This window comes from Agrobacterium sp. (assembly GCF_059499945.1).
The window spans coordinates 599790-612201 of the sequence record NZ_JCABZP010000003.1; the positions used below are offsets into that span (position 1 = coordinate 599790).

The 12412-nt window shown below is 59.8% G+C and carries 9 protein-coding genes; 4 read left to right on the plus strand and 5 right to left on the minus strand.

Going from position 1 to position 12412, the window contains the following annotated elements:
- Positions 1-3: 3 nt before the first annotated feature.
- Genes nikC through AC5I5B_RS05120 form a run of 3 tightly spaced genes read right to left on the minus strand, consistent with a single transcriptional unit; the run spans position 4 to position 3514 of the window.
- Positions 4-906, minus strand: coding sequence for a nickel transporter permease (gene nikC / locus AC5I5B_RS05110; protein ID WP_099085871.1), 903 nt, complete (start codon positions 904-906; stop codon positions 4-6).
- A complete protein-coding gene (locus AC5I5B_RS05115) occupies positions 903-1916 on the minus strand; it encodes an ABC transporter permease (protein WP_003503982.1) in 1014 nt (337 codons plus the stop codon). The genes nikC and AC5I5B_RS05115 overlap by 4 nt, the downstream gene beginning before the upstream one ends.
- Positions 1917-1918: 2 nt before the next feature.
- A complete protein-coding gene (locus AC5I5B_RS05120) occupies positions 1919-3514 on the minus strand; it encodes an ABC transporter substrate-binding protein (protein WP_111834168.1) in 1596 nt (531 codons plus the stop codon).
- Between the two features lie 236 nt (positions 3515-3750).
- Here AC5I5B_RS05120 and AC5I5B_RS05125 point away from each other — a divergent pair, with 236 nt between their 5' ends.
- Positions 3751-4791, plus strand: a complete 1041-nt coding sequence (locus AC5I5B_RS05125; protein ID WP_111834180.1) for a dipeptidase — start codon at positions 3751-3753, stop codon at positions 4789-4791.
- Positions 4792-4849: 58 nt separating this feature from the next.
- Here the strand turns inward: AC5I5B_RS05125 and AC5I5B_RS05130 are convergent, their stop codons facing one another.
- Positions 4850-5143, minus strand: a complete 294-nt coding sequence (locus AC5I5B_RS05130) for a hypothetical protein (protein WP_003503976.1) — start codon at positions 5141-5143, stop codon at positions 4850-4852.
- 275 nt (positions 5144-5418) lie between these two features.
- Between AC5I5B_RS05130 and mprF the strand changes: the two genes are divergently transcribed.
- The 3 genes from mprF to telA all read left to right on the plus strand — a co-directional run bounded on the left by mprF (position 5419) and on the right by telA (position 11012).
- Positions 5419-8019 (plus strand): bifunctional lysylphosphatidylglycerol flippase/synthetase MprF, encoded by a 2601-nt coding sequence (mprF, locus tag AC5I5B_RS05135; RefSeq protein WP_111834167.1) that lies wholly within the window; start codon positions 5419-5421, stop codon positions 8017-8019.
- Complete coding sequence (locus AC5I5B_RS05140; protein ID WP_111834166.1) at positions 8016-9386, plus strand: virulence factor; 1371 nt, start codon at positions 8016-8018, stop codon at positions 9384-9386. The genes mprF and AC5I5B_RS05140 overlap by 4 nt, the downstream gene beginning before the upstream one ends.
- Positions 9387-9683: 297 nt before the next feature.
- Positions 9684-11012, plus strand: coding sequence for a telomere resolvase TelA (gene telA / locus AC5I5B_RS05145; RefSeq protein ID WP_111794756.1), 1329 nt, complete (start codon positions 9684-9686; stop codon positions 11010-11012).
- Between the two features lie 106 nt (positions 11013-11118).
- Here telA and AC5I5B_RS05150 read toward each other — a convergent pair whose 3' ends face one another.
- Positions 11119-12405, minus strand: coding sequence for an MFS transporter (locus AC5I5B_RS05150; RefSeq protein WP_162695501.1), 1287 nt, complete (start codon positions 12403-12405; stop codon positions 11119-11121).
- Positions 12406-12412 lie beyond the last annotated feature (7 nt).

The window sequence follows — 12412 nt, forward strand, 5'->3', positions numbered from 1 at the left end:
GGCTCAATGTCCCTTCGGGTCGAGCACGTCGCGCAGACCATCGCCAAGGAAGTTGAAGGCGAGCGAAACGAGGAAGATGGCGATGCCCGGAATGGTGGCGACCCACCATTGTTCGAAGATGAAGCGCTTGGCGGTAGCAATCATCGCGCCCCATTCCGGCGACGGCGGCTGCGCGCCCATGCCGAGGAAGCCGAGGCTGGCGGCGGTGATGATGATCGAACTCATGTCGAGCGTGATGCGCACGATAAGGCTCGGCACGCAGAGCGGCGCGATATGGCGGGCGATGATGCGCCAGGCGGAAGCACCCGTCAGCCGGTAGGCCGCGACGAAATCGCTGCCGCGAACCGTCATGGTTTCGGCGCGTGCAAGGCGCGCATAGGGCGGCCAAGCGGTGAGCGCGATAGCGAGAACGGCGCTTTCGACGCCCGGCTTCAGCGCCGCGACGAAGGCAAGCGCCAGGATAAGGCGTGGGAACGCCAGAAACACATCCGTCACCCGCATCAGCACCGTATCGACGATACCGCCGAAATAACCGGCGATACAGCCGATGGCGAGCCCGATCGGCGCGACCAGAACAACGACGGCAATGACCATGCCGAGCGTGACGCGGCCACCATAGAGGATACGCGAAAGGATATCGCGACCCAGCTCATCCGTGCCGAACCAGTGCTCGGCACTCGGAAAGGCGAGGCGGTTGCCGAGGTTCTGCGTCGCCGGATCATAGGGCGCGAGCCATGGCGCCAGCAGCGACAGTGCGATGAAGAGGACGATGATGGTCAGACCGACCACCGCCAGCGGGTTGGACTTGAGGTTGAGCCAGATGCGGTACCGGTTTCCCCAGGCAGCCTGGCTGCGGGAATGCGGCGTCTCATCCAGAGCCCAGTTTCTAAAATTAGCTAACATCATCGAACGCGAGGATCCATAACTCTGTAAAGCACGTCTGCGAGCAGGTTGAGGGCGACATAGATGAAGCCGATCAACAGGGTTGCTCCGACGACCGGGTTCATGTCCGCGTTCATGAGCGAGACGGTGAGATATTGGCCAAGGCCCGGCCAGCTGAACACGGTTTCCGTCACCACGGCGCCTTCGAGAAGGCCGGCATAGGTGAGCGCGAGAACCGTGATGAGCTGCACGGCGACCGTGGGGAAGGCATGGCCCCAGATAACGGTCATGGCGGACAAGCCCTTGGCGCGGGCGGTGATGACATATTCGCCCTTCAGCGCATCGATCATGAAGGCGCGCGTCATGCGGGTGATATAGGCCATGCTGAAATAGGCGAGAATGCAGACGGGCTGCACCATATGGGCGATGGCGTCGTAAAAGGCGTCCCAGTCACCCGCAAGCAGCGTGTCGACCGTCATCAGGCCGGTGACCGGCGAGATCATGCCGTCATAGATGATATCCTGCCGGCCCGGTCCCGGTGCGACGCCGAGCGTGGCGTAAAAGACGAGCAGTGAAATCAGCGCCAGCATGAAGACCGGCACGGAGTGACCGGCAAGGCAGACGACGCGGATGACCTGGTCGGTCAGCTTGCCTTGCTTAACCGCCGCCCAGACACCGAGCGGAATGCCGATCAGCGCAGCAAGGATGAGGGCTGCGGTGGCAAGTTCGAAAGTGGCGGGGAAGACGCGTTTGATGTCGATCCAGACCGGATTGCGGGTCAGGATCGAATTGCCGAAATCGCCATGCAGAACCTGCGAGACATAATGGAAGAACTGCACGACCAGCGGCTGGTCGAGACCCATTTCGGCCCGCACCCGCACGATGACGTCTTCGGGCGCATTGTCGCCGACCGCCGCAATGACGGGATCGACGGGCATCACGCGCCCGATCATGAAGGTGATGATCATCAAACCGAACAGCGTCAGGATGACGCTGCCCAGTATCGACGATATGCTTTTAACGCGCTTGTTCAATGTCACGCTTTCTTCGCATCGTGGTAGGAATTGCCCTCGGAGAGAACGCCCAGTTCGAAACCGGAAACGCCCTTGCGGAAGGCCGCCGTCTTGGTGGTCTGGAACATGAACACGAAGGGGCTGTTTTCCATGTGCTCGCGCTGCAGGGCTTCATAAAGCTCCACGCGCTTTGCCGGGTCCTTCTCGTCACGGGCGGCTTCCGCCTTGGCGGCGAAATCATCGTTCTTGAAACGCGAACGCCACAGGAAGGGCTTCGACTTGGCGTCGTCGCCATTGTCCTTGTTGATGTTGAAGACATCGGCGTTGGAATGCGGATCGAAATAATCCGTGCCCCATGCGGAAAGCGCCATCTGGTGTTCGCGAGCGCGCATCTTGGTCAGGACCTGACGGTTCTCAGCAGACTGCAGACGCACCTTGATGCCGATATCGGCAAGGTTCGCCTGAATGGCCTGCGCCAGATCCGGGTAAGGCTGGGCGGAATAATGATCCATGGTGATCTCGAAACCATCGGCAAGGCCGGCTTCCGCCATCAGCGCCTTGGCCTTTTCGACATCGCGCTGGAACGGCGTATCGTCGACGGCGCCGGGGAAACCTTCCGGCTCGAAGCTCTGGTGAACCTTATGGGACAGCGGCACGATGTTTTCCTGCATACCCTTGTAGTCCAGCGCCCATTTGATCGCCTGCCAGACCTGCGGCTTGGCAAGGTTCTCATTGCCCTGATTGAGCGAGATCAGCACCAGCGAGGCAATGCTCTTGCGCTCCAGCTCAATGTTCGCATCTTTCTGGGCGCTGCGCAGCTGTTCCGAGGTGAGGTCGCGGGCAATGTCGATATCGCCCTTCTGCAGCATGAGAAGCTGGGAAGACGGATCTGTGACGTGGCGCAGGATGACGCGCTTGATGTTGCCCTTGTAGGGGCCGTTCGGGTTGACGGTGAGTGCTACGCTTTCGCTAGGTTTCCAGGCCTGCAGTACGAAATCGCCGGAACCGGCGCTGTTCTTCTGCAGCCAGCCATTGCCGAGGTCTTCGCCCGAAGCATTGGCGAGAACCGCCTTCTTTTCGACGATCGCGCCGATATTGGCAGACAGGCAATAGAGCAGGAAGGAGATGGCGGTCGGCTTTGCCGTCGTCAGCTTCACCGTCTTGTCGTCGGCGGCAACGATGGTCGTCTCGGCATTTTCAGGCGTGAAACCGAACTGGCTGATGATGAAGGCCGGGCTCTTGTTCATCTTGATGGCGCGCTGCAGCGAGAAGGCAACGTCTTCCGCCGTGACTTTCGCACCGCTCGAGAAGGTCGCCTCGTCACCGATCACGAAGGTGAAGACCTTGCTGTCCGCATCGGCTTCCCAGGATTTCGCGATGACGGGATCGACCTTGGTGGAGTCTTCGCGGTTTGCACGCACCAGCTTCTGGTACATGTTGGAGATGATTTCACCGCCCACGGCTTCGAAACCTTCATGCGGATCAAGGCTCGTCATATTGTCCAGCTGCTGGGCGACCACCAGAATATCCTTGGGCGTTGCGGCAAAGGCCGGAATGCGCGCATAGGACAGGAACGGAACGGCAGCGCCGGCAATCAGCAGGTTGCGTCTTGAAATCATCGAAAATCCCCTTTCGGACCTTATTTTTCAGAAACGGTGTGGGTTTGCCCCAATCCAGTCATTTTTTTTATGTTTTCCCGCGATTACCACGAGCAAACGAGGCCCGACCAATTCCAAATTTGGCAGAGCCTATGCACGGATTGCATTTGCTCCCGCCTTGACCTTTCCTCTACCAATTCTCAAAACTCTGAATAGGTGCGCGCCCGCGCCCTCCCCCTATCCGAAGGTGAATGACCATGACCGATCAAAAACCCGTACCCGTCTTCGACGGCCACAACGACGTGCTTCTGCGGTTATGGCGATCGGGCAATGCCTCTCCCGAAACGCTCCTCATCGAAGGGGATACCGTCGGCCACATCGATCTTCCGCGCGCGAAGAAAGGCGGCCTCGCTGGCGGCCTCTGCGCCGCCTATGTGCCTTCACCCAGCATGGACAAGGACGCTAACGGCGACTATCCGACACCCACCGAGGCGGACGCGCTGAAGGCGACGCTCGCCATGGCCGGCCTTTTGTTCCGGGCCGAGAAACAATCAGCAGGCGCGCTCAAGGTCTGCCGCACGGTCGCCGATATCCGCGATGCCATGGCGAAAGGCGCTTTCGCCTCCGTCTTCCATATCGAGGGCGCGGAAGCGATCGGCGCTGATCTGGATGCGCTTTACGTTCTCTACGAAGCGGGTCTTCGCACGCTTGGACCGGTCTGGAGCCGCCCGAACATCTTCGCTTACGGCGTGCCCTTCCGTTTCCCCTCGACGCCGGATATCGGCCCCGGCCTGACGGAGGCCGGCAAGCGGCTGATAAAGACCTGCAACGAACTGAAAATCATGGTCGACCTGTCGCACATGAACGAGCAGGGTTTCTGGGATATCGCCAAGATTTCGGATGCGCCGCTGGTGGCATCCCATTCCAACGCCTATGCGCTCTGCAATCACAGCCGTAACCTGACGGATCGTCAGCTGGACGCCATCCGTGACACGGGCGGTCTCGCCGGCATCAATTTCGGCGTTCTGTTCCTGCGCCAGGACGGCGTGAAGAACCCGAATACCGATCTGAACGAGCTGGTGCGCCATGTAGACTACATCGTCAACCGTATCGGCATCGATCATGTCGCACTCGGCTCGGATTTCGACGGCACCACCATTCCCGCCGCCATGAAGGATGCAGCCGACCTGCAATTGCTGGTCCAGGCCTTGCGAAACGGTGGTTACGACGACGAGGCGCTTGCCAAGATCTGCCACGGCAACTGGATCCGCGTGCTCGAAAAAACCTGGGGCGCGTGAGGCGTAAATTGCAATTCATCTCCGGCGCTGAGCGCCGGAGACAGGAAGCGGCAGGCCCTTAAGCCTTTGCCGCTTTTTTCTTGCCGCTCGCCCGGAAAGCCAGAAGCCCGGCGACAACACCGATCATCGCCCATTTCATCGGCAGCACATCCGCCGTCTCGCTGCGGATCGGCAAAACGGTCACGGTGCCCGGACGGGATTCATAACCCATCTGCCCTTTCGCCTTGGCCTCCGCAATCTGTTGCGGCGAAACGACCCATTCGGCACCGCGCATCTTGTCCACCGCCATGTATCCGCCACCGGCCACGAGGGCGACGACGAGTGAAACAACTATTCTTGTGGGCATGTTCATTGGCATCTCCTTCAATCGAAAGGAGCGTGTAATCGCATCAAACGGCACCACCAAGCAACCACAACGGTCAATTTGCCGCCTTTCGGAACAATCCCGCAAACCATGCATTCCATAGTTGCATTTCTCACTCCAGACTTGTTGAAATTCGCGCATGATCGGACACAAACTTCACATCGACACTTCATGCTTTTCTGCTAATCACATTTCCGCAACAGAAACGAATTAGCGACACAATCCTATGGTTCGCCAACAGGAACGGGCGCTGGGCAAAGTAAATGGCAGACAAGAGCGAAATTACACAAACCGATGTTACTGAATCCGCGGTTGAAAGCTTTTTTGCCAGAAACCGTCCTTATCTGACCGCGATTGCCATCACGCTGGTCTTCGTGATGATGACCTTCGCCATCTATCACCTGACCTCCGAAGTCCGTTATGACGACGTCATCGATGCGCTGACGCAGACCTCGGCTTCGGCGGTGCTGCTCGCCATCGTTTTCACCGCGCTCAGCTTTCTGGCGCTGATATTCTATGATGCCAATGCGATCGAATATATCGGCCGCAAGCTGCCCTTTCCGCCCATGGCGGCAACAGCCTTTGCGGCCTATGCCATAGGCAATACCGCCGGTTTCGGTCCCTTGAGCGGTGGCGCCATCCGCTTTCGCGCCTATTCGCGGCTGGGTCTGTCGCCCGGCGAAATCGCCCGCGTCATCGCCTTCGTCACACTGTCCTTCGGGCTTGGCCTGCTTTCGGTCAGCGCCATCTCCACCTTCATCGTTGCGCCGCGCATCGCCGCCATTATCGGCGTTGATGCCGTCATCCTCAGAGGTGCGGCGCTCGCCGTCATCGCGGTTCTCGCGGTGGCGGCCTATGTCGGGCGTAACGGGCACGCGATCCGGCTCGGCAAATGGCGCCTGCGCCTCCCCGACAGCCGAACCTCTTCCCGCCAGTTCCTCGTCTCCGCCTTCGATATAGCCGCCTCCGCCTCCGTGCTTTATGTCCTCCTGCCCGACACGCATCTCGGCTGGCCGACATTTTTTGCAATCTACGCCACCGCGGTCGGCCTCGGCGTCCTCAGCCATGTACCGGCCGGTCTTGGCGTCTTCGAAACCGTGATGGTCGCGGGGCTTGGCAACGCCATCAGCGTCGACCAGCTGCTCGGAAGCCTCGTTCTCTACCGCGTGATCTATCACGTCCTGCCGCTGGTGGTGGCCATTCTGGTCATGCTCGTCTCGGAGATGAAGCAGTTCGCGGCAAAGCCTGTTGTCTCCGATATCAGCCAGCTTGCCGTGCGGCTCGCGCCGCCGCTGTTATCGACCTTCGCGATGATCCTCGGCACCATGCTGATCTTCTCGAGCGTGACGCCGACACCCGACAGCAATCTGGATTTCCTGTCCAATTTCGTGCCGCTGCCGATCGTTGAGGCGGCGCATTTTCTGACCAGCATTCTCGGCCTCGTGCTTGTCGTCGCCTCGCGCGGCCTCGGGCAGCGGCTGGATGGCGCCTGGTGGATTGCGCTGGTCGCCGCCTCGCTGGCGCTGGTTCTCTCCCTCCTCAAGGCCATTGCCGTGTTCGAAGCCGCCATTCTCGGCGTCTTCATTGCGGCACTTTCCGTCAATATGCGCAGCTTCAACCGTCATGCCTCGCTGGTGAAACAGGCGCTGGGCCCAAGCTGGCTCGCCGCCATGGCCGTCATCATTGCCGGCGCAGCGACAATCCTGCTCTTCGTTTACCGCGACACGGATTACAGCCAGACATTATGGTGGCAGTTCGAATTCTCCGGAGAAGCGCCGCGCGGATTGCGCGCCCTTTTGGGCCTCGTGCTTGCCTCCTCCACCATCGCCATCTTCAGCCTGATGCGGCCGGTAGCCTTCCGGCCGGACGCCATCAAGGCCGACGACGTCACGAGCGCAACCGGCATCGTCATGACACAGGATGCGGCCGACGCCAATCTGGTGCGCATGGGCGACAAGCATGTGATGTTTTCCGAAAGCGGCAACGCCTTCATCATGTACGGCATTCAGGGCCGCTCCTGGATCGCGTTTGCCGATCCGGTCGGCGATGAGGATGATTTCCCGGATCTGGTCTGGCAATTTGTGGAAGCCGCCCGCGCTGCTGGTGCACGCGCCGCCTTCTATCAGATTTCACCTTTCCTCCTCTCCCATTGCGCCGATGCGGGCCTGCGCGCCTTCAAGCTGGGCGAACTGGCGCTGGTCGATCTCACCGCATTCGAGCTGAAGGGCGGCAAGCTCGCCAATCTTCGCCAGTCGCTGAGCCGCGGCGCGCGCGACGGACTGACCTTCGAGGTGATCGAGCAAGCGCAGGTGGCGGATATTATGGATGAGCTGAAACAGGTCTCCGACGGCTGGCTCGCCCACCACAATACCCGGGAAAAGCGCTTCTCGCTCGGCGCTTTCGAGCCGGATTACATCCTGTCGCAACCCGTCGCCGTGCTGCGCAAGGATGGAAAGATCACCGCTTTCGCCAATCTGATGGTGACCGCCACGAAAAAGGAAGCCACCGTCGATCTCATGCGTTTTTCGCCGGATGCGCCACGCGGCTCGATGGATTTTCTCTTCGTCAGCATCATGCAATATCTGCGCGAGGCCGGCTATGAGAGCTTCAATCTCGGCATGGCGCCGATGTCCGGCATGTCGAAGCGCGATGCGGCACCCGTCTGGGACCGCATCGGCAGCACGCTGTTCGAACACGGCGAACGTTTCTACAACTTCAAGGGACTTCGCGCCTTCAAGGCAAAGTTCCACCCGAAATGGGAACCGCGTTACCTTGCCGTGCAGAACGGCGCAGACGCCGCTCTGGCGCTGATGGACGCGACGGTTCTGATTAGCGGCGGCGTCCGAGGAGTGATCGGAAAATGAGAAAATCCAGCATGTTGAAAGCGGTCCTTGCCGCCTCCGCCCTGTTTGCCTCCACCGCAGTTTTTGCTGAGGAAAAGCCCGCTTACGAGACTGGCATGATCCCCGCCGAGCACATCATGGTGCCGGATGGCGAAATTCTCGCCAGCGTCTTCCTGATTTCCGACGCGGACGGATGGACGAGCGCCGACGAGACCCGCGCCAAGGCGCTCGTGGAAAAAGGCGCCGCCGTGGTCGGCATCGACTTCAGGGAATATCTGAAGGCGCTCGAGGCCGATGAAGACGAATGCATCTATATGATCTCGGACATCGAGTCGCTGTCGCAGCAGATCCAGCGCACCGCCGGCACCAGCAGCTATCGCCAGCCCATTCTCACCGGCATCGGCAAGGGCGGAACGCTGGCACTGGCGATGATTGCGCAGAGCCCGGTCTCGACCATCAGGGAAGCCATAGCCGTCGACCCCAAGGCCGGCCTGCCGCTGGAAAAGATCCTCTGCACCCCCGCCACCAAGGACAAAGCCGATGGCGAAACGGTCTATGGCCTGACCGATGGCCCGCTGCCCGCCCCCGTGAGCGTGCTGTTCACGCCGGCTGCGGACCAGAAGGGCCGCGACCACGTCAACGCGCTCGTCAAGCTGCATCCCGATATCGACGTGACGGATGTGGATGACAAGGCGGACGAGGTTCTGACCCAGACCCTGTCCGATCAGGTCGATGCCGCAGGCGACACCGACAGCCCGCTCGGCCTGCCGATCAAGGTTCTGGAAACCAGCCCGGTGATGGACACCATGGCGGTGATCTATTCCGGCGACGGCGGCTGGCGCGATCTTGATGAAGAAGTGGGCGGCGCATTGCAGAAGCAGGGTATTCCCGTGATCGGCGTCGATGCGCTGCGTTATTTCTGGAAAGAAAAACAGCCACAGGAAGTGGCGGGCGACCTTGCACGCATCATCGACACCTATCGCAAGGAATGGAAGGCTCGCAACGTCGTGCTGATCGGCTATTCCTTCGGCGCCGACATCATTCCCGCCACCTATAACCTCCTGCCGGAACGGGCGAAATCACATGTCGTGCAGCTCACTCTCATGGGCCTGTCCACGGAAGTGGATTTCGAAATTTCCGTTCAGGGCTGGCTCGGCGTTGCCGGAGAGGGCAAGGGCGGCAAGACCGTAGATGATATCGCCAAGATCGATCCGAGACTGGTGCAGTGCATCTATGGCACGGAGGAAGAGGATGAAGACCCCTGCCCCGGCCTGAAGGCGAAGGGCGTGGAAACGCTCGGCATCGAAGGCGGCCATCATTTCGACGAGGATTACGAGGCGCTTGCCAACAAGATCGTGGCAGCGCTGAAGACCCGACTGCCGAAGTAAGCCGGCCAATCGCGGCAGGCTTGGCAGACATTCCGAAGCCGCGCGAATAATTCCGCTGGATTTTACCGGTATGAACCATGGAAGCCGGCAGCATTTTCCAGCTTCCTGGGCGAGCGACGCCGCTCGGAAACCGTTTCCCATATTTTCCTAAATCACCGCCATGCTTGCGGAATCGGTCAAACTATTATTCAAAAGAAATCGGCCTGCGGCGAATGTTCATCATATTCCCGCAACCATGCTGTTGTTGATCGCCAAAGATGGATTTTATATTTCCCGACCGGTTCAGGGAGCCGCCGCATGCCCGCCTTAAAACGAAAAACAAAAACACCGGTCCTCGTCGAACGCATCGATCAATTCGTTGGTGAGGTCAGGGAGGCGATGAAAAGCGATGAGACGCTGCGAAACAGAAAAATCCGTGATCTGTGGGATGCCGAGGTCCGCTACCATTTCGACAATGGCCGCACCGAAAAGACGCTCGAACTCTACATCATGAAATACCGCTATGCCCTGAAGGCTGAATTCGGCGCAAAGAGCACCCCGCTTGCCATCTGCAACATGAAGAAGCTGCGCGAGCGGCTGAAAACCTATATCGAACGGGCCGACTATCCGAAAAACGGCGTCGCGACATCGATTGTCGAAAAAATCGAGCGGGCGGAATTCAATACCGCCGGCCGCAAGCCGACCGTTCTTCTGCGCATCGCGGATTTCATTTCGGCGATGAATGGCATGGGAACGAAAGACGAGATGCAGACCCTGTGGAATGCTGAAATCAGCACCATGAAGGGCAGAGCCCAGACCACGATCATCTCCTATATCACCAAATATCGTAACGCCATCCGCGAGGCCTTCGGCGACGATCACCCGATGTTGAAGATCGCCACCGGCGATGCCGCGATGTATGACGATGCACGCCGGGTGAAGATGGAGAAGATCGCCAGAAAGCACGGCGCACTGATCACCTTCGAGAATTACCGGCAGGTTCTGAAGATCTGCGCCGATAAACTCCTGTCCGCCGATCCCCTGATGATCGGCATCGGCCTGATCGGCATGACCGGACGCCGCCCCTATGAGGTCTTTACCCAGGCGGAATTTTCACCTGCCCCCTATGGCAAGGGCGTTTCCAAATGGAGCCTCCTGTTCAACGGCCAGGCCAAGACGAAGCAGGGTGAGGGAACGAAATTCGGGGTGACCTATGAAATCCCGGTGCTTGCCCGCTCGGAAACCATTCTGGCGGCCTATAAGCGCCTGCGCGAAAGCGGGCAGGGAAAATTGTGGCACGGCATGTCGATCGATGATTTTTCATCGGAAACCCGCCTGCTGCTCAGGGACACGGTTTTTAACCTGTTCGAGGATCTCTGGCCGAAGGAAGAACTTCCCAAGCCCTATGGCCTCCGGCACCTCTATGCCGAGGTGGCCTTTCACAATTTCGCGCCGCCCCATGTAACCAAGAACAGCTATTTCGCCGCCATTCTCGGACACAACAATAACGACCTCGAAACCTCGCTTTCCTATATGACCTACACCCTGCCGGAAGATCGCGACGATGCGCTGGCACGGGCCAAACGCACGAACGAACGGACGTTGCAGCAGATGGCGACGATCGCACCGGTTTCCCGTAAGGCATGATGAGTTAGAGTTTTCTAGTATTCTCCGGGCGTAAAACCGCTCCGCAGCTTTGCCGGAAATGCTCCGGCCGCGGATTTCAGTCCTCCGCGGCCAGCCGTTTCATTCATCAAACCCGCGCGTCACCGGAGGTGCGGTAAAGCAGGGTCAACACCGTCAGCATCAGCCCCACGAGTGCGACCGACCCGAAAATGTAGAAATTCCACTCGGGCGCCAGACCCCGCTGCAGCACGAGGCCGCCGATCATCGGGCCGGCAATGCCGCCGAGCCGACCGACCGCCAGCGAAAAGCCGAGACCCGTACCGCGAATATGGACGGGGTAAAGCCGTCCCACCAGAACATTGGCGAGAATCTGCGTGCCGATGGTGCCCGCACCCGCAAGGGCGACGAAGGCATAAAGAAGCGGACCCTTGTTCACCGTCAGGGCAAAGATCGAGGCGGCGCCGATGGCAAACAGGATCGCCACGACCACCTTGACGTTGCCTTTGTCAGCAAATCGCCCGCCGATGAGGATGCCGATCGCGGCCCCGACATTGAGCATGACGGAAAAGCTGAGCGCCGAACTGATGTCATAACCCATCCTGTTCATGATGGTGGGCAGCCAGTTGACCATGCCGAAGGTGAGAAGCAGCGAGCAGAAGTGGATGCCCCAGGCATTCAGCGTCGAGAGCAGCCGGCCTTCCGAGAACAGCGCGCCGACGCCGCCCTTTTGAATTTTCGCATGCGGCATGATGCGTTGCAGACCGTAGCTGTCGCAAATGCCGTCAGCCTCCGCCTGCCGCCCCTTGCTTGCCAGCCATTCGGGCGATTCCGGCAGGAACCGCATGAAGATAGGCAGAAGAATAAGCGGCAGGCCGCCGATCAGCATCAAGGGCCGCCAGCCATAGGTCTCCAGAAGAAGGATGCCCATGACGCCGGAAATGATGCCGCCGATAAGATAACCGAGGAACGACAGGGAATTGGCCTGCGCCCTGCGATGCGGCGGCGAAAATTCCAGCACCAGCGCGGTGACCGTCGGCAAAAGCGCGCCAAGCCCGAGACCGGCGAAGAAGCGCGTGATTTCGAAGGCGAGAAAATTCGGCGTCATGGCCGAGGCGATCATCATCGCCGAAAAGCCGGCGAGGCTGAGAAGAACCACTTTGCGGCGGCCGATGCGGTCGGCCATGGTGCCGGCAAATAGCGCCCCCAGCAGCATGCCCACCAGCGTCAGCGCGGCGGCGCGCCCGACCATGGCGGGATTGAGCGCCCATGCGCTTTCTTTCAAGAGTGCCGGTGCGACGGCGCCGTAAACGACCAGATCGTAACCGTCAAACATGATCATCAGGCCGCATGTCGCGATAACGCCGGCCGGGTTCTTCGTCCGCGCTGACGCGGCGCTCAGATAATTCGTGGACATGTTCCTC